25 protein-coding genes and 1 tRNA gene are annotated in these 18,400 nt (G+C 25.4%); 6 read left to right on the top strand and 20 right to left on the bottom strand.

Annotated features, from left to right (window positions below; all coding sequences use genetic code 11):
* Positions 1-3 precede the first annotated feature (3 nt).
* The 12 genes from ABLL_RS15040 to ABLL_RS06530 all read right to left on the bottom strand — a co-directional run bounded on the left by ABLL_RS15040 (position 4) and on the right by ABLL_RS06530 (position 5,631).
* A complete protein-coding gene (locus tag ABLL_RS15040; RefSeq protein WP_014474002.1) occupies positions 4-177 on the bottom strand; it encodes a hypothetical protein in 174 nt (57 codons plus the stop codon).
* Entirely contained in the window at positions 174-1,361 is a 1,188-nt protein-coding gene (locus ABLL_RS06580; RefSeq protein ID WP_014474001.1) for a TrbI/VirB10 family protein, read from the bottom strand. Before ABLL_RS06580 ends, ABLL_RS15040 begins: the two co-directional genes overlap by 4 nt.
* Position 1,362: 1 nt before the next feature.
* A complete protein-coding gene (locus ABLL_RS06575) occupies positions 1,363-2,094 on the bottom strand; it encodes a type-F conjugative transfer system secretin TraK (protein WP_014474000.1) in 732 nt (243 codons plus the stop codon).
* Positions 2,091-2,675 carry a TraE/TraK family type IV conjugative transfer system protein gene (locus ABLL_RS06570; RefSeq protein ID WP_014473999.1) on the bottom strand — a complete coding sequence of 195 codons (585 nt, stop codon included), beginning with the start codon at positions 2,673-2,675 and terminating at the stop codon, positions 2,091-2,093. The genes ABLL_RS06575 and ABLL_RS06570 overlap by 4 nt, the downstream gene beginning before the upstream one ends.
* Before the next feature lies 1 nt (position 2,676).
* A complete protein-coding gene (locus tag ABLL_RS06565) occupies positions 2,677-2,931 on the bottom strand; it encodes a hypothetical protein (RefSeq protein WP_014473998.1) in 255 nt (84 codons plus the stop codon).
* Positions 2,932-2,978: 47 nt separating this feature from the next.
* A complete protein-coding gene (locus ABLL_RS06560; RefSeq protein ID WP_014473997.1) occupies positions 2,979-3,263 on the bottom strand; it encodes a hypothetical protein in 285 nt (94 codons plus the stop codon).
* Between the two features lie 127 nt (positions 3,264-3,390).
* Positions 3,391-3,909, bottom strand: coding sequence for a hypothetical protein (locus ABLL_RS06555; RefSeq protein ID WP_014473996.1), 519 nt, complete (start codon positions 3,907-3,909; stop codon positions 3,391-3,393).
* 87 nt (positions 3,910-3,996) lie between these two features.
* On the bottom strand, positions 3,997-4,197 hold the full coding sequence (locus ABLL_RS06550) for a hypothetical protein (RefSeq protein WP_014473995.1): 201 nt from the start codon (positions 4,195-4,197) through the stop codon (positions 3,997-3,999).
* Positions 4,198-4,297: 100 nt separating this feature from the next.
* Positions 4,298-4,570: a hypothetical protein gene (locus ABLL_RS06545; RefSeq protein WP_014473994.1), complete on the bottom strand. Its 273-nt coding sequence runs from the start codon at positions 4,568-4,570 to the stop codon at positions 4,298-4,300.
* Positions 4,571-4,581: 11 nt separating this feature from the next.
* Positions 4,582-4,764 (bottom strand): hypothetical protein, encoded by a 183-nt coding sequence (locus tag ABLL_RS06540; RefSeq protein ID WP_148268894.1) that lies wholly within the window; start codon positions 4,762-4,764, stop codon positions 4,582-4,584.
* A 9-nt stretch (positions 4,765-4,773) separates the two neighbouring features.
* Positions 4,774-5,175, bottom strand: coding sequence for a hypothetical protein (locus ABLL_RS06535; RefSeq protein WP_014473992.1), 402 nt, complete (start codon positions 5,173-5,175; stop codon positions 4,774-4,776).
* Between the two features lie 33 nt (positions 5,176-5,208).
* Positions 5,209-5,631 carry a hypothetical protein gene (locus ABLL_RS06530; protein ID WP_014473991.1) on the bottom strand — a complete coding sequence of 141 codons (423 nt, stop codon included), beginning with the start codon at positions 5,629-5,631 and terminating at the stop codon, positions 5,209-5,211.
* A gap of 102 nt (positions 5,632-5,733) precedes the next feature.
* On the opposite strand from ABLL_RS06530, the gene ABLL_RS06525 reads away from it, so the two are divergent.
* Complete coding sequence (locus ABLL_RS06525; protein ID WP_014473990.1) at positions 5,734-6,267, top strand: hypothetical protein; 534 nt, start codon at positions 5,734-5,736, stop codon at positions 6,265-6,267.
* A 67-nt stretch (positions 6,268-6,334) separates the two neighbouring features.
* On the opposite strand, the gene ABLL_RS06520 is transcribed toward ABLL_RS06525, so the two are convergent.
* On the bottom strand, positions 6,335-6,958 hold the full coding sequence (locus tag ABLL_RS06520) for a hypothetical protein (RefSeq protein WP_014473989.1): 624 nt from the start codon (positions 6,956-6,958) through the stop codon (positions 6,335-6,337).
* Between the two features lie 259 nt (positions 6,959-7,217).
* Between ABLL_RS06520 and ABLL_RS06515 the strand changes: the two genes are divergently transcribed.
* Genes ABLL_RS06515 through ABLL_RS06505 form a run of 3 tightly spaced genes read left to right on the top strand, consistent with a single transcriptional unit; the run spans position 7,218 to position 8,348 of the window.
* Positions 7,218-7,793: a hypothetical protein gene (locus tag ABLL_RS06515; RefSeq protein ID WP_014473988.1), complete on the top strand. Its 576-nt coding sequence runs from the start codon at positions 7,218-7,220 to the stop codon at positions 7,791-7,793.
* Between the two features lies 1 nt (position 7,794).
* Positions 7,795-8,082 carry a hypothetical protein gene (locus ABLL_RS06510; RefSeq protein ID WP_014473987.1) on the top strand — a complete coding sequence of 96 codons (288 nt, stop codon included), beginning with the start codon at positions 7,795-7,797 and terminating at the stop codon, positions 8,080-8,082.
* Between the two features lie 2 nt (positions 8,083-8,084).
* On the top strand, positions 8,085-8,348 hold the full coding sequence (locus tag ABLL_RS06505; RefSeq protein WP_014473986.1) for a hypothetical protein: 264 nt from the start codon (positions 8,085-8,087) through the stop codon (positions 8,346-8,348).
* An 872-nt stretch (positions 8,349-9,220) separates the two neighbouring features.
* Here ABLL_RS06505 and ABLL_RS06495 read toward each other — a convergent pair.
* The 4 genes from ABLL_RS06495 to ABLL_RS06480 all read right to left on the bottom strand — a co-directional run bounded on the left by ABLL_RS06495 (position 9,221) and on the right by ABLL_RS06480 (position 13,921).
* A tRNA-Glu gene (locus ABLL_RS06495) sits at positions 9,221-9,296 on the bottom strand.
* Between the two features lie 72 nt (positions 9,297-9,368).
* Positions 9,369-9,812 carry a hypothetical protein gene (locus ABLL_RS06490; RefSeq protein ID WP_014473984.1) on the bottom strand — a complete coding sequence of 148 codons (444 nt, stop codon included), beginning with the start codon at positions 9,810-9,812 and terminating at the stop codon, positions 9,369-9,371.
* 1 nt (position 9,813) lies between these two features.
* Positions 9,814-13,059 (bottom strand): carbamoyl-phosphate synthase large subunit, encoded by a 3,246-nt coding sequence (gene carB / locus ABLL_RS06485; RefSeq protein WP_014473983.1) that lies wholly within the window; start codon positions 13,057-13,059, stop codon positions 9,814-9,816.
* 178 nt (positions 13,060-13,237) lie between these two features.
* Positions 13,238-13,921, bottom strand: a complete 684-nt coding sequence (locus ABLL_RS06480) for a ThiF family adenylyltransferase (protein ID WP_014473982.1) — start codon at positions 13,919-13,921, stop codon at positions 13,238-13,240.
* A 142-nt stretch (positions 13,922-14,063) separates the two neighbouring features.
* Between ABLL_RS06480 and ABLL_RS06475 the strand changes: the two genes are divergently transcribed.
* Positions 14,064-14,858, top strand: a complete 795-nt coding sequence (locus ABLL_RS06475; protein WP_014473981.1) for a polysaccharide deacetylase family protein — start codon at positions 14,064-14,066, stop codon at positions 14,856-14,858.
* 5 nt (positions 14,859-14,863) lie between these two features.
* Here the strand turns inward: ABLL_RS06475 and xseB are convergent, their stop codons facing one another.
* On the bottom strand, positions 14,864-15,052 hold the full coding sequence (gene xseB, locus ABLL_RS06470) for an exodeoxyribonuclease VII small subunit (protein ID WP_014473980.1): 189 nt from the start codon (positions 15,050-15,052) through the stop codon (positions 14,864-14,866).
* Between the two features lie 89 nt (positions 15,053-15,141).
* On the opposite strand from xseB, the gene ABLL_RS06465 reads away from it, so the two are divergent.
* Positions 15,142-16,746, top strand: a complete 1,605-nt coding sequence (locus tag ABLL_RS06465) for a Na/Pi cotransporter family protein (protein WP_014473979.1) — start codon at positions 15,142-15,144, stop codon at positions 16,744-16,746.
* Positions 16,747-16,752: 6 nt separating this feature from the next.
* On the opposite strand, the gene ABLL_RS06460 is transcribed toward ABLL_RS06465, so the two are convergent.
* Positions 16,753-17,859, bottom strand: coding sequence for a homoserine O-acetyltransferase (locus ABLL_RS06460; protein ID WP_014473978.1), 1,107 nt, complete (start codon positions 17,857-17,859; stop codon positions 16,753-16,755).
* Between the two features lie 70 nt (positions 17,860-17,929).
* On the bottom strand, positions 17,930-18,379 hold the full coding sequence (locus ABLL_RS06455; protein ID WP_014473977.1) for a protein tyrosine phosphatase family protein: 450 nt from the start codon (positions 18,377-18,379) through the stop codon (positions 17,930-17,932).
* Between the last annotated feature and the right edge of the window lie 21 nt (positions 18,380-18,400).

Here is an 18,400-nt window from a genome sequence, read left to right as displayed (position 1 = left end):
TATTTATTCCTTATCAATATCTTTTATTGTTTCTTTATATGTATCTACAATTGAAGATGTACATTTACCAATTATTCCTGGCTGGCATTTAAATTCGTTGTCATACGGAGTTAAAAAGCAACCATTAAAGCCTATTATGACTATTCCAAGAAAAATCAATTTAACTACTTTTTTCATTCCTTTTCCTTTTTCTGCTTTTCAAAATCTATTGGCTCAAGCACTAATCCATCAGTAAATACTAAACCAACTTCTTGTGCTAATATCTCAACAGTTTCAGATATATTTCTTGCTTTTTCCAGATAAAGTTCTTTTGCACTTTCACTTGCAGTTCCTAATCCTCCTCCAATCATATTATTTGCAATATCTTTGGTATCAGTTGATTGAGAAGTTGTTATTCCTAATGGAGATTCTATTTGTGTTTGACCTGTATTTTTAAACATTTCAGAAGCACCTTCAAAAACTCCTGCTAGAAACATTCTTCCTAACATAGCATCTTGTTTAGATACAACATGTCCAGGTAATCCTTGTTTATTATCTGTAAGTGAAGTTAGATATCCACTTGCTTTAGTGTCATAAATTTTTTTGCCATCTTCATTGATGCATACAAATTTAGTAAATTTAAAATAAGCCCTTTCATCACTTAATTGTCCATAACCTTCAACGAGGAGATTACATTCTTTTATATTGAATTTTTTTCGATTGGGTAAAAAAGCAACATCTTTTATCATTACAACTGTTGGCATTGGTTTGCTCATTGAAGTTGGAGCATTTAATCCATGAAGTAATGCTCCTTTTGAAATAGATGTTGTAGGAATATAAAGCTTTTCAGTATTTAAGCTTTCATCAGTTTTTTTTTCAACTTTCCCAAAATTTGGATCAATTGCTGGTGTTTTGTTAATATCAGTTTGATCCATTACTTTATAAAGTATTTTAGTTTGCTTTAAATCAGGGCTTATTCTTTGAGTAAAGTTATTAGGGATATCAGTATTTATCAAATCTGGAATTTTAGGATTTGTATCGGGAAAACTACTATATAAATTATCTTTTTTTAATGGATTATTTTCTTCTTTTTTATTTATATACTGTTTCAATGATTCTATTTCTTTTTTCATCTTTTCATTTTCAGATTTAATATTATCTTGACTAGAAACAGCAAGATTTAATTTATCTTCTATAGAATCTGTATATCTTGTAGCGACTAATTCATCTTCTTTAAATAAACTTAAATTAAGATTATTATTTATTTGGGGATTTTGTTTAGTTTCCATACCAGCACTTATAACAAAAATTAAAACAGCCAAAATTATTAAAGGTATTCCTATCTTAAAGCTAATTTGTTTAAGTTTTAAATATTTATCCATCTCAATTCCCTACTATAATTAAAAGTTGGGTTGAGCTATTTTTAAAAAGTTTTTTTTCTTTAACAACTATTGCTCTTTTATTCATCAATGACAAATTTAAAAAGATTTTTTCATTTATATTTTGAACATCTTCTCTTGCTGTTATATTAAATAAATGAGCTGAATAAATTTTTCCTTTAAAAATATATGTTGGAACAATTATCAAATTATCTAAAATTGTTGCTTCTTTAGCTAATTTTATTTTTTCATAATTTTCAATTTCTTCATTTAAAAGTACTTCTTTTGAAATATCTTTAAATACTTTTCTAGGCTCATTCATTTCAAATTTTAAAAGATTTTCATTTTTATTTTGAATATTCTGAATTAAATAAGTTTTTGCTTCACTTTGAATTGGTTCAATTGTAAAACTATAAGTTCCATTTTTCGTAGAAACAAATAATTCAGTTTTTTTTGCATTTGTATAATCAATATCTAATATTTGTTCTTGTTTATCAGAAACTTCAACTTTTAACATTGGTTTATATTTTATGAAAATTGAATTATTAGCTTTTGAGATTTCAATATTTTTTTCTTTAGAAAAAATTGGTTCTGCATTTACTTCACTATCAAAAATAATCCTATTCCAACTATCCTTACTTAACTTTATATTTACAATATCACCATAATAATTTATAGTATCTGCTGCATTTAATGTAATTAAAAAACTAAATAAAATTAATACAAATTTTCTCATTTTGTTTTCTCCAATCCTAAATTTTTTATTCTAAAATATGTTCCATACTTAACAATATATTCAATTGTTAAAACAACAGTTTCATAATCATTATTACCATTTTTTAAAGTTTCACCAGATACTCTTCTTTCTCTCACACCTTTAACTTTGATGATTTTATTATTTTGATCAATATCAACATTACTAACATAAAAAATTTGTGTGATTTTATTTCTAATAATATAGAGAGCTTCTAATTTTAGATTTTTTTTGACTTCATCAAAGTTCTGACTTTCTAAAAGTGGTAAAAGCATTTGTAATTGTTCATTTGCATTTGAATAAGTTATATTTTGAGTTAGATTACTTATATACCAACTAAATTGATTTAATCTTTCTATATCTTCTATACCTCCTGAAATTACTTCATCTTTATTTGTTGTAGCATAAGGAGATTTTAAAATGATTTTTTGGTTCATTGAAAAAAATACAATTGCTCCTGCAAATACGACTAATACAAATGATTGAATTATATTTATTAAAACCACTTTGTTATATTTATATCTATTTTCATCTATATCGTTATCGTAAGTTTGATTATCCATTTTAATTTCCTGTAAATTCGTTTATATAACTTTTTGGAAAATTTTGTGAATTTTTAAATCCATATTTATAGGCCAAATGATGTTTAAAAGATCTAACTTTTGTTGCTTTTAATTCATGCAACCATAACATTCCTTGATAACCTAAATAAATAATTAATCCCATTAATCCTAATTTTAACTGTTCCTGAAAAACATAAACAAAAATTACACTTGCCAAAAGTATTAAAACTTCTTCTAATTCATAATTTCCTATCATAAACACGTTTTTAATGTGTTTATGAATATATATGTAATCATTATTTTTCATATCATTAAAGCACCAGAAATACCAGAAGCTAATGCAGTTAATGAACCAATACCTAAACCTAAAGCTCCTTGAGGTAGAGCTTTATTTGAATCACCAGTTTCTTTATATATTCCATAGGCTTTCCATAAAAATCCCATTGCCAATAAAGCACCAATATATGTATCACCTAAAGCAGCATCAACCTTGTCGAATATTGGTTTTGCACCGTACGCATCACCAGTTCCTGCAAATGCAACACCTGCAAGACCAAAAATCACTACCAAAAATACAATTTTTTTCATAATTATCCTTTTTATAAATTTATGTAAATATAACTTAATAAATATTAAGTAATACTTACAATAAATTATTTTTATTTGTAAATTATTTAATTTATATATTTTAAGTATCTGCAAAAAGTTTAAATATTTATTTGTTAAGAAGTTTTATATAGTTTTTAATTAATTTTTCTTTGTAGATTTTGTTAAGTTTAGGTGTTAGAGAATGATAAGTAGCTAATGTTTCCCAACTCCAATTTTTCGTAATTCTAATTTTTTCTTCTATTACTTCACACGCTGTAAGATGTGCCAATTCTTCATCAAAATAACTATGAATTTGATACTTAAAACTTTTATAATTAATTTGAAATAATCCTAAATCAAGATTTGTTATATTTTCTTTTATAAGAGCTGTTGCCAATTTTGTACAATTATCAGAATTAATACAATCAACTACCATAGTATCTTCTGTCTTTTTATGATTAAAATATTTAATTATTTCATTGAATTTATTTAATTTTTCATTATCATTAGTTCTTATATAAAATGGATATAATGTTTCATTTTCTGTAATTTTTATTGTTTCTAAAAGAATTCCTGGAACAATACATTGAGTTGCGAAAACTTGTATTTGAAGCCCAAAAAGTATAAGAAATTTAATAAAATTCATTTTCTATTGAAAAAATAGATTAATATTAAATTTGAAGGAAACATAATTGATAAGTAAATTATTAGATCTAAATATTTTTGTTCCATTTTAAGCTTTCATATTAATATACTTATATACACTGGTTCTACTTGTTCCTGAATCTTTTGCAATTTTAGAAATAAGCCAATTACCTTTTGAATCTTGATATTCAAATGCAAACATTCCTTTTATGCAGCTAAATATCTTTTCTTTTGTTTTTTTAATTCTTTGATTTGTCATTTTCCTTGCGTTAGCTTGTCTTGTTGCCATTAATTATTTCCAATATTTATATCTAATATGTATTACCATAACAATAACTATTGCATATAAAAAGATTGGTATTAGGGATAGATTTAAAGTTATTTCCATTTTAAAACTCTTTTAAAGTTTTTAATATGACTTTTATAAAACCTAAAATGAAAAGCGTAGAAAAGAATAACAGTAAAAAAATTTCTCTTAATTCTACATTCTTAAGCAAAGACAAATCATAAAAAATTTTTTGAAAATCCCATTCATAGACATTTCCTAAGAGAATAACTGTTATTAAAGAAACTATACCAGCTACATTAATAAAAATATTTACAATCTCAACAATTACATCAAGTATAAATTTATATACTTTTATAATAGTTTTATTTTTCATTTTTACACCTTTTATAGTGATTTTTTTAAATAAATAATAAGAGCTACTACATTAAAACTAAAAACAATAATTGCAGGAATATATTCATTTTCAGTTATTAAACTTAGATAACCACCTAATATCCAACCAGTTAAAATGAGGCTAAAAATTATATTTTTCATTTCTTCATTTCTAAATTTATTTTTATCTTTCACCATTAACTTCTATCTAATACCTAAATCTTTTTTAGTTTCATTTTTATTTACTTCCTCTTCTTGTTTTAAAAGATTTAAATTTCTATTTTCATTTAATTCATTCAAAATACGACTAAAATTAATTTCTTCAAATTGAGTTATTTTTTCATCTTTTATAATATCTTCAAAATATTTTTTACATTCAAGATATTCGAAACAGTTATCCTTTTTGTTATTAATTTTTTCATATAAAAAGTTATTTATCTCTATAAATTTTGAACTAATAAGATAAATATTAATGACAAATAAAAAAATAAAAAAACAAACTGTATAAAATTTTAATTCTGTTAAACCATCTTCCTTAAGAATTAAGTACAAATAAGTAGCAATGATAATAGAAAAGAATTGATAAACCCAAAAATAATATTCCATAATTTCCTCTCTTCAAATTTATGTTCATTTCATTTAACTGAAATGAACAATTTGTTTTTCTTTATCTAAAATTTCATTAGAACTATTCTCAATAAAAATTTCTTTTTTATTAAAAATATTACCTTCTCCACAATTCATAAATAAATAATCATTAAGTATTTGTCTGTATTTACTTTGATTAATATCATTTATTTTTTCATCTTCTAAAGTATGTAATGCCATCAAAAAAGTAAAAGTTGGATTTGAAGATACAAATAATTTTATTTCATTAATATCAACTGTTTCATAAAAATTTTTTTTACAAGTTTTTATTGCAAAATAATCTTTTACAACAGATGCAGTACTTGGCATAACTTTTTCAAGTCCTTCAAAAAATTCTGCTAGCTCATGATTAGAATTGTCCTCTCCAAATAATAAAGTTGAAGCTAAAAGAATACTTACAGATAATTTCTTCACGTTTTTCCTTTGTAATAAATTATCTACAATTATTGCTTAATAATTATTAAGTATTACTTACAGATAATTTAATTTTAAAAGATTTTTTAATAAACTATCAAGATGATAAACAATACAAAAGAATTAATAAAAAAAAATCTTGGCATAAATTTAAAAACTTTTTGTGAACAAAATGGTTTTGATCTTGATACTTTAAATAATCTACTAGCAGGAAAAACAAAAGGAGATAGAGAAGGAACTAATGCTTACAAAATAAAACAATTTCTTATTGAAAATGGACTTTTTACAGAAGATAATAAAAAAGAAAATATCCAAATAAATACAGATAATATAAATAATCCTCTCCTAAAAAATTTTTTTATTGTTACTTTCAATAAAAAAATTTCTACTATTCAGACAATGAAAGAATTAACAAAATTCACTCATAAAAAAATACCTGCTATCTTAGATTTATATTTTGATACAACCGTACAAGATTATGTAAAAGATATCTATTTTATTGAAAAAAATATAAATTCTAGAGACTTTAGTCAATTTTGTTTTGGAACAAGTGATGGAACTCAGAAAGGTTCTAAAGCATATTACATAAAACAAAAACTTATTCAAGATGGAGTTCTTCCAATAATTTCAAAATAATGTATATAAATTAAAATATACATATATTTTTTAATTTATATGTATATTTCGTTTTTTATATGTATTTCTAATTTATAGAGCTAAAATCTGGAAGATAATAATAGTAATGTAATTTATTTATTTTTGTTGCAATCGATTTATCAATTACAAAACTACCTTCATAACTAATACCATCTTTAAAATTAACAGTTAAATTTTTTAGAAAGATTGTTTTTGTAGTTACAGTAAAATTATCTTGATCTAAAAAGACTAAAGTTAAATTATAAGTTTTATCATAATTAGTAATTATTTTTTTCCATTCTTCAAAATTAATTTTTGAAACATCATTTTTAACTTTCTTAGAAGGATTTGATTCGTCATTTACTTCTGCAATCAAAGGAACATATTGTAAATCTATCTTATAATACAAACTATCATTATAAACTTTTGATTTCATAAATATTTTTGTATAATTGATGGTATCTTCTAAATTTAATATTTCACCTATTTTATTTTTTGTTTCTGTCTCTGTAACTACCTTGTACATTGTTTTATTATCTATATAAAATAATTCGCCATTTTGTTTATTTAACAAATAAGTTTTATCTATTATATTTGATAATTCAAATTTTGTATTATCATCATCACATCCAGCAAAGAATAAACTCATTGAGCTTAAAATTAATGTGGATAAAAATATATTTTTTTTCAATTTATTCTCCTTAAAAATTTTTTCCTATTTTATAAAATAAATGACTCACAAATTACTCTTTTTTAATATCTGTATTTTTAGCTTAATATTTATCAATCAATATAATGTATTTTTAATAAAATATACATATATTTATTAAATAATACATTCTAATAAATTAAAATATATATATTTTATTAAAAATATATATATTGTAAGTTACACTTAATATTTATTAAGTAATAATTACTTTAATAAATTTATTTTTAAAGGATATTACTTGAAAAAAACAGCACTTATAATTAACTCAAAAGGAAGTGTAGGTAAAACACCTATATCATTTAACTTAGCTTATGATTTAGGTATGAATATCATAACAAATGACAAATCAGCACTTATTGCTTGTTATAAAGATAAAACAATATTAACAAATCAATTAGAATTAATTGAAAATAGCTTATATGATTGTGGAGGTTTTTCTGCTCCTGGTATTCTAAATATTGTGCAACAAGTTAATATAGTTATAGTTCCAGTTTTTAATGATCTATCTTCGCTGATACAAACAAGAGATACATTAAAACAAATTTTACCATTAGCAAAAAAGGTTATTATTGTAACTACAAAAACAGAAAATAAAGATGCAAATACAATAAAAGATAATCTTGATAAAAAATATCCTGGAATAGAGTATTTTAATCTACCTTTAACAAAAGCTTTTAATCATACATTAGAAACAGGAAAATCTATAAAACATTTAGTAGAAACAGATAAAATTTATGAAAATTGGTTTGGTAATTTTGTGCAAAATAATTATATTCCATTTTTAAATACAGTAAAAAAAGAGTTGGAGCTATAGGATGATAGGAATAGATTTTGATGAACTTGATAATATAGAATTTAATACATTTAACGATCAAGATAAAAAAGCTAATTTTCTTAATAAAAGAAAAAAAATTATAAAAGGTACAGAAGAAGAAAAAACTGAAAGAATAGGATTAAAATTTACACCTAGATATAAACAAGAACTGGAACAGTATAAAAAAAGCTTAGGAGTGAGAACTTTTAATGCTCTTTTATATAAACTGATTGAACTGGGAAAAGAAACTCATATTAAAGAGCTTGAGAAATTAATTAAAAAGGATTGAAGATGTTAAAAACAGTACATATTAAAACAGCTAGTTTAGAAGATGGTGGAAAAACTGCATCTTGGTTAAGTAATGACAGGGCAAATATAAAAACTATTGTTGATGGAGAAGCTCTTGCAAAAGAAATTGAAAAGCAAGGAAACTTTTTAATCAAAGAAGGATATCAAATACTTAGTATTTTGCCAATTACATCTGAGAAAATTGAATCACATAGTTTAAGTGCTACTTTTACATCTAGTGTGATAATAACTGCAATAAAAAATTAACTGATTATATCAGTAATTTTTTTTATTAAAGGATGTTTTCTAAATAGATATATAAGAACAATAAAAAGTACAAAAATAAGTACATAAATGTCAAAAGTTATATTCATAAATAGATTTTAATATTAAAAGGATTTAAAGATGTTTAAAATGGTTATAAATGAGTTTTCTATTTTTAATGAAGCTGAATATAAAGCTATATTAAATAGCGTTCTAATACCCCTTATTTTGACGCTATTAACTAAAAACTTATTAATTGGATTATGTTGGATTTTATTAGTAACAATAATTTATAAATTCATACAGAAAAATAAAACAGAAAATGCAAAAGTTTTTTTCAATTTTTTAAAAGTACAAAGTCTAATATTTCTAAATTTAATTGTCTTCATTTTATTTAATACAATAATTAAATAATTACTAACTCTTTCTAACAAAAGGTTTTTACCTTTTGTCTAATTCTAATTTTTCTTTTTAAATAAAAAATACTACAACTGTAGTATTACTTCTTTTTTGTATTAAAGTATTAATACTATGTATTTGTAGGAATACAAGAATCTATAGATACCCAATTAATCATATCATTTTTAGAATACCATTAATTTTACAATGAATGGGTATAAATTAAAAAATTGAGTAGGTATTAATTTCATAATTAAGGGGAATTAGTTTGTAAATTGGGTGGATATTAATTCTATAATTAATGGTTAATTTTAAAATTAATAGTAATTTTATTCATAATTCAAAAGCTACTTTATTTTTAGCAAAATATTTATTTTTCTATTTTATAAGGACACCTAAAAAGACACCTTTTTTATAAAAATGAAAAGTATAAAATCATTTCTTCAAATAAAAGCCTATTTTATGGGCTTTTTAAATGGCGACCCCAGCAAGATTCGAACTTGCGTGTTCTGGAGGAAATCCAGACGTCCTTGGCCACTAGACGACAGGGTCAAAAAATGAAGATTGAAATTATAATTTAGTTTGAGTTTATTTTTGCTTAAAAGTAACTATTAAATAATGATTTTATCGTAATTTTTTATATGATTTTTTAGCTAGTTTTATAATTGTTGAAGCTTTAGTTTCATAAAAACCTCTATTATCCTCTACTATTACTTCTGTATTGAGTATAGCAAAATTTTTATCAAAATTTTTACCAGTTTTATTTGCTGATGTTGAATATAAAACACCAAATTTATGTATAAAATCGTAAAATTTAGAACTTTTTTCTACAACACGAAATGACATACCATTAGGATAAATAAATGTTGTTTTTTTGCTATTTCTAACTTTTTTTCTAAAATTCTTTGGAATTCTAGTATTTTTATTTAATGTTGAAAAAGAATCTACCGTATTTAAAATTTTTTTGGTAATTGGTCTTTGTTTTAAAGAAGAAAGCTTCTCATCACTTGATGATGAGAAACCTACTGTTGTATCTGTTTGAACTAAATAAATCAGATTCTGATTCATTTTAATCGTTTAAAAATTCTTGAATTGATTTTGGTGTTGAAACATCATTTGTTTTTAAAACTTTTATTGCTTCAACAGCTGCATTCGCAGCAGCTACAGTTGTAAAATATGGTACATTCATTCTTAAAACTGCCCTTCTAATTTCTTTTCCATCATCTTTCGATGATTCTTTAGCTTCACTTGTATTAATAGCCATTGCTATATCACCATTTGTAAGTAAATCTGTAATATTTGGTCTACCTTCACTTACTTTTAATACATTTTCGCAAGCTATCCCTGATTCAGCAATAATTTTATAAGTTCCACCAGTTGCAACTATTGTAAATCCATTTTCAGTTAAACCTTTTGCGATACTTGGAGCAAACTCTTTATCTAAATCACATAATGAAATAAATACTTTCCCTTCTTTTGGAAGATTATTTTTTGCTGCACTTTGAGATTTTGCAAATGCCATACCAAAGTTATCTGAGATACCCATAACTTCACCTGTTGATTTCATTTCAGGGCTTAAAAGTAAATCAGCACCATTTAATTTATTAAATGGGAAAACAGCTTCTTTAACTGCAACATGATTTTTTAATTTTGGTTTTAAAACATTATTATCTTCAAATACAATTTTTTTATCATAAATAGAAAGTGCATCTCTTAAAGTTTCACCCCACATAACTCTAGTTGCAACTTTAGCAAGTGGCATTCCTGTTGCTTTAGATACAAATGGAACTGTTCTTGAAGCTCTTGGATTTACTTCAATTAAGTAAATTTGTCCTTTATGAATTGCGTATTGAGTATTCATAAGTCCCACCACACCAAGACCTAAAGCCATCTCTTTTGTTTTAGTCTCTAATTCTTTGATTAATTCATCACTAATAGAAACAGGAGGTAATGAACAAGCAGAGTCACCTGAGTGAATACCAGCTTCTTCAATATGTTGCATAATCCCACCAATATAAACTTCTTTTCCATCACTTATGCAATCAACATCAAGTTCAATTGCTCTATCAAGGAATTTATCAATTAATACTGGTGCATCATTTGAAACAGAAACTGCTTCATCCATATATTGTTTTAATTCATCAGTTGAATAAACAATTCTCATACCTCTTCCACCAAGTACAAATGAAGGACGAACTAGAACAGGATATCCAATTTTTTCAGCAATTTCTATTGCTTCAGTTACTTCAACGGCTGTTCCATTATCAGGTTGTAATAATCCAATATTTTCAACAAATGCTGAGAATTTTTTTCTATCTTCTGCTAAATCAATAACTTCAGCAGTTGTTCCGATGATTTTTGCTCCTGCTTTTGTTAAAGCATTTGCAAGTTTTAATGGAGTTTGCCCACCAAAATGAACAATAACACCATCTGGATTTTCTTTCTCAACAACACTTCGTACATGTTCAAAATCAATTGGTTCAAAATATAAAATATCAGATGTATCATAATCTGTTGAAACTGTTTCTGGGTTACAGTTATACATTATAGTTTTTACACCCATTTCATTTAAAGCAAATGAAGCGTGAACACAACAATAGTCAAATTCAATACCTTGACCAATTCTATTTGGTCCACCACCAATAATCATAACTTTTTTATCAGTTGATTCAGTTTTATCTATTTTTGGAAGTTTTGTTACGTTTGTAGTTGAGTATAAATATGGTGTTAAAGCTTTAAACTCAGCAGCACAAGTATCAACTTCATTGTACTCAAAATCAACATCTAAAGATTTTCTAGCAGTATAAATATCTTCTTCTGATTTACCAATCAATTTACCAATCATTTTATCACTAAATCCATTAGATTTGATTTTTCTCATAAAATCTGCATTTGTTAAAATTGATGAATCAATAGATTTTTCTAAATCATGAATTTCTCTAAATTTAGTTAAGAACCAAGGATCAATTTTTGATAATTCAAAGATGTCTTCATTTGATAAACCTTGTCTCATACCTTCCATTAGGTATAAAAGTCTTTTATCATTTGGTCTTCGAATCTCTTTTTTGATGAAATCTAAATCTTTATCTAAAATTCTATCAAATCCAATAAGTCCAGTTTCCATTGAACAAAGTGCTTTTTGAATTGATTCATTAAAAGTTCTACCAATTGCCATAACTTCACCAACAGATTTCATAGAAGTTGTTAAAGTTGAATCAGCTTTAGGGAATTTTTCAAAAGTAAATCTAGGAATTTTTGTAACAATATAATCAATTACAGGTTCAAATGAAGCTGCTGTTCCAGTTATATCGTTCGTAATTTCATCAAGTGTAAATCCAACAGCTAAAAGTGTTGCAACTTTTGCAATAGGATAACCTGTTGCTTTTGATGCAAGTGCAGAAGATCTCGAAACCCTTGGATTCATCTCAATTACAATCATTCTTCCTGTTTTTGGATCAATTGAAAATTGTACATTTGAACCACCTGTATCAACACCAATTTCTCTTAAAATTGCAAAAGATGCATTTCTCATATCTTGATACTCTTTATCTGTAAGAGTAAGAGCAGGTGCAATAGTAATAGAATCTCCTGTATGAACACCCATTGGGTCTAAGTTTTCAATAGAACATACAATAATACAGTTATCTTTATTATCTCTGATAACTTCCATTTCATATTCTTTCCATCCAAGCATAGATTCCATAATTTCGATTTCACTAATAGGACTTGCTTCTAATCCAGATGCTGCTAATTTTTTAAACTCTTCCATATTATATGCAACACCTGAACCTCCACCAGCAAGGGTAAAAGAAGCTCTTGAAATTACTGGAAATCCAATCTCTTTTGCAACTTTAATTGCTTCTTCAAGATTATAAGCATTAGCACTTTTAGGTAAATCCATACCAATTTTTTTCATGGCTTCATTAAAAAGATGTCTATCTTCACCTTTTTTAATAGAATCAGGATGAGCACCTAAAAACTTAACACCTTCTAACATTCCCTTTTCGTACATTGAAGTTGCAACATTAAGTGCTGTTTGTCCACCCATAGTTGGTAAAATAGCATCAATATTTTCTCTTTCAATAATTTTTGCAACAACTTCTTCTGTAATTGGTTCAATATATGTTTTGTCAGCGAACTCAGGATCAGTCATAATAGTAGCTGGATTTGAATTTATTAAAACAACTCTGTATCCTAGTTCTTTTAGCGTTTTAGTAGCTTGAGTACCTGAATAATCAAATTCACACGCTTGACCAATAACAATTGGTCCAGAACCAATAAGTAAAATAGACTTTATATCTTCTCTTTTTGGCATAAAAAATTCCCCATATTTATTTTATAAAATTTGGATAGTGTATCGAAAAGGGGCTTAAGATTCGGTTATGTATTACAATTTTGTAGTTACAAGTTTTACATATAATATAAGAAATTATTTTTATATTATATATTAAAACTTGAACTTTTAAATAACAAATAATTAAGCTTATAAATTTTTAAGCAGAAGGAAGATTAAACTTTTTTGTATCTAAAATACCTTCATTATCAAATGATAGATAATATAAAACATCTTTTTTTACTTCTAAACCAGCTAAATATCTTAAAGCCAAATTTGCTTGAAGGGAACCAATATGCATAACAATTGGACAAGCTATTCCATTTGGTTTTCTATCATTTATTTGAAAAACTGCTTCATACGAAGCTTTTTCAAAAAAACAAACTTGACCATGAAATTCTTCAACACTCCCATAAATCCAAGGTTGATTATGTTCTATACAATATTTATTTATTGAAGCTCTTGTTGGAAGATTATCTGTTGCATCAATAATCAAATCAAAAGTTAAATCTCTTTTTGTAAATTCATCAAAAGTTTCTTTATAAGCATTTACTTTAACATAAGGACATCTTGATTCTATAAGTTCTTTTAAAACATCTGCTTTATATTTTCCATCATCACCAACTTTAAAACCTATTTGTCGATGAATATTATGAACTCCAACAGTATCAAAATCTACAAATGTAAACTCTCCAATTCCAGATGCTCCAAGCGCAATCCCTAAAGTACATCCTAATCCTCCACTTCCAATAATTGCTATTTTTTTATTTTGTAAAGAATTTTGAACTTCTTCTCCCCAAAGTTTTATTTGTCTATTAAAATATTCATTAAATTCATTTTGCATTATTTATTCCTTACTATATTACATAAGATTATTATTTTTATATTGTTTTATAATAATAGCAAATTATAATTAAATTACTATGACTAAAATCAAGTATTAATAATCTATAATTGTGTAATGAAAAATCAATAAAAGGTAACAAATGAAAAAATCTTCTATTTTTTTAACTCTATGTCTTTTAGCTTTAAGTGCTAATTCGGCTTCTATTAATTCTTCAAATGATTATGAAAAATTAAAACAGTCCATAGAAAAAAAATATCAGAATAAAAACCCTAAACAATGGGGAGAAAATGTAACAGGGGTTAAAACAAAGTTAAAAACAAAAGATAAAGTAATTGCACTTACAATGGATGCTTGCGGAACAGAAAGTGGAATGGGTTATGATAATCATCTAATAGCTTATTTAGAAAAGGAAAAAATCCCTGCTACTTTATTTATAAATGGAAGATGGATAGATAGAAATATGGAAAATTTTAAGCATTTAGCTTCAAATCCACTATTTGAAATAGGAAATCATGGATATTTACATAAACCAGCTTCTGTAAATGGAAAATCTATTTATGGCATCAGTGGAACAGCCAATATTTCAGAACTTGTTGATGAGATTGAATTAAATGCAAGAAAGATTGAAGAACTAACAAATAAAAGACCAAAATATTTCCGTTCAGGAACTGCATATTATGATGAAATTGCTGTAAAAATTGCAAATAATTTAAAACAAGAAGTTATAGGATTTTCAGTTTTAGGTGATGCAGGAGCAACTTATAGTGCAAAGCAAATTGAAGAAGCTTTTGCAAATGTAAAAGGTGGAGAAATTGGAATAATTCATTTTAATCATCCTGAATCTCATACAAGAGAAGGAATTATTAGAGTTATTGAAAAATTAAAAGAAAAAGGTTTCAAATTTGTAAAATTATCTGATTATTCTTTAAAATAATCAGATTAATTTTTATTTTCAACAGAGAAGATAAGCTTAGCTTCATCAAGAAGCTTTTGAGCTTCTTCTAGTTCTTTTATTCCTGTTTTATAAAGTTTTATAGAATCACTTAATGTAATTTGTGGATTTGATAATTTTTCTAAAAGTTCTTTTGCTTTTAAAACTTTTTCTTCAAAACTAATCTCTTCATTCATACAATATCCTCATTATTATTTATATAAGAGTCTATTATATCTATAATTAATAAAAAAATATGTAAACTAAAAAAAACATTGGTGTTTACATGATAGATTTTTCAAAAATACTTGTTATTGTTACTCTACTAGGAGGGCTTGGTATATTTTTGATTGGTTTAATAATCATGACAAAAGGTTTACAATCACTTGCAGGTGATACATTGAGAAATGCCATGTTACACTTTACAAAAAGTCCTTATAGTGGTGCTTTAAGTGGTGCTATTATGACTACTTTATTACAATCTTCAAGTGCTACAACAGTTGCTGCTGTTGGTTTTGTAGGTGCTGGAATTATTAGTTTTTCCCAATCTTTAGGTATTATTTTTGGTGCAAATATAGGAAGTACTTTTACAGGTTGGTTAGTTGCTATCTTTGGATTTAAATTTAATCTTGAAACTTTTGTTTTACCTTTTATATTTTTAGGCGCAATTTTAAAACTTTTCGCAAAAGAAAATGTTGCTTCTGCTGGTTTTACACTAGCTGGTTTTGGACTTATTTTTGTAGGTATTAGCACAATGCAAGAAGCTGTTTCAGGATTTGAAAATATCTTAACTCCTGATCTTTTACCTAATGATTCTTTTGGAGGAAGACTTTTACTAATTGCTATTGGTATTGGTATTACTATGATTACTCAAGCTTCTAGTGCTGGAATTGCTATGACTTTAACTCTACTTTATGGTGGTGCAGTAAATTTTGAACAAGCTTTAGCTTTAATTATTGGTATGGATGTAGGTACAACTGTTACAGCTGCAATGGCGACAATTGGAGCAAATATCAATGCAAAAAGGACAGGATTTTCTCATGTAATATATAACTTTATTAGTGCTATATTTGCTTTTTTGTTTATTACACCTTTTATTTCAATTCTAAATTATATAAAACCCGAATTTATTTTAGAAAATGCTCAAATTGCTGTAGTTGTATTTCATAGTTCATACAATATTATAAGTGTATTACTTATTCTACCATTTACAAATATTTTTGCAAATTTCATAAAAAAATTAATAAAAGAAAATTCAAATAATTCTATTAACAATTTAAATGAAGAATTTTTAAAAGAACCCAAACTTGCATTAAATGCTACACTACAAAGTATCATTAAAGAGTATATTACTATTTTAAAACATATAGAATTCATATTAAATAAAGAATCAAAATATCAAAGAATGGATATAAAAGAAGTTCAAAATATATTAAATATTACTCATAAATTTTTAGACAAAATTCATATTAAACAAAAAGACAGTCCTGATTGGGCTTATTTAGTTGATTTAATTCATGCAATAGACCATCTTCAAAGATTACATGAAAGATGTGAAGAGGAAGAAGATAGAATTATTTGTGCAAAAAATATAATTGAACTAAAAGATATATTAAATCAATTTCATACAAATATTTTAAGTACCATTTTAGTTCAAAAAACAAATAATTGGAACCAACTAATAAAAAATAGTGAAGAACTAACTAAAGATATTGAAAAGATAAGACAACAATACAGAGAAGATATTGCAAATAAAATCGCAACAGGCGAACTTGATGTGCCAGATGGTTCTGATAGATTAGAAGCTATTAGATGGATAAATAGAGTAAGTATTCATATTTATCGTATAAACTATTATATTCATAAAGCTATACTTTCATCTGGGAAATAATAAAAACTATTTATCTTTTAAAATTTCTTTCACATAATTTTCAAATTTTTCAACTTCAACTAAAAAAGAATCATGTCCTGATTGGCTTTGTATCAATTTATATGTTACTTGTTTTTCATGTCCAAGTTTTATCATAATATCTCGTATTTCTTCCATTTCTTCTGGAAAAAACAACATATCATCACTAAAAGCAATCAAATGCAAATTTGATTGAATCTTATCAAACGAATCTTCAAGTTTATCTTTGTTTCTTCCTGCATCAAAAATATTCATTGTTTTACAAGTATACAAATATGAAAGTGGATCAAAATACTTTGGAAAACTATATGCGTTATATTCCAAATATTTTTCTACTTCAAATCTTCCAAAAAGTTCATATAATCCATCAGTTGCAGAATATTCTCTTCCAAATTTATTATTAAATAAAGTTGGACTTAAATAACAGATTAATCCTGCCATTCTTCCAATAGCAAGACCAGGAAGTCCTAAAGCTTTTAAATCATCTTTAGTATAATTTCCATTTTTAAAAATTGGGTCATGTCGTAAAGCTTCCATTCCAATTTTATTAAAAGCTATAGCCCAAGGTCTTGTATATGCAGTTGTTGCCATTGCAATAATTTCTTTTGCAAAATTTGGATATTCAATAGCATAACAAAGTGCCTGCATTCCACCTAAACTTCCACCAACAACTGCGACAGCATTAGAAATTCCTAATTTTTTATATAGTTTCATTTGAGCTTTTACAATATCTGATATTGTAATAACTGGAAATTTTAATCTATACTCTTTTTTTGTTGAAGGGTCAATACTCATAGGACTTGTTGAACCATAAGAACTTCCAATATTATTTGAACAAATTACAAAATATTTTGTTGTATCAATAGCCTTTCCATCGCCTATAAATTTATCCCACCAACCAGGTTTTACTTCATCTGCATAACGCCCAGCTGCATGATGACTTAAAGATAATGGATGACAAATAACAATAACATTTGATTTATCTTCATTTAGTTCACCATATGTTTCATATATGATTTCAAAAGATTCTAATAGTCTTCCACTTTCTAAATATAAAGGTTCATTAAATTTTTCTACTTTTGTCTCTATTTTCAAAATTAATCCCAACTGTAAAGTTTTTAAGCCTGATAGTCTAGCTAAACTATCATAAGAAAGTTATTTAGTCTTATGCCTTGTACAAATCATCCAAACTTATTTTCATAAGTTCTTGCCAAGTTTTATCTGGATTCCAAATATTAAATATTGACAAATCAATCTCTTCAAATGGAGTTTTTAAAATATATTTATGATAAACATACATAAACGCACTAACTCTATAATTTTTCGCACAATGTACCCAAACTTTGTTTGCTCCAAGTGCTTGCATAGTATTTAAAAAAAGTTTTAAATCACTTGGCTTTGGATTTTCAAAATCTACAGGAATATGAAAATAACTCATTCCAAGATTTGTCACTACTTTATCTTCATTTTCAATAGCATTAGAAGCATTACATAAAGCAAGATTAATTACTACTTCAAAACCTTCATTTTTTATCAAATCAAACTCTTCAATTTTTGGCTGACCAGAAGTTGAAATAAGTTCATTAATTTTGATGTAATTCAAAATATTTTTCATATTCGCTCCTTTGCTTTTTTA

The organism is Arcobacter sp. L, from assembly GCF_000284235.1.
GTDB classification, from domain to species: domain Bacteria; phylum Campylobacterota; class Campylobacteria; order Campylobacterales; family Arcobacteraceae; genus Aliarcobacter; species Aliarcobacter defluvii.
This window is presented reverse-complemented; position numbering and strand designations above follow the sequence as displayed.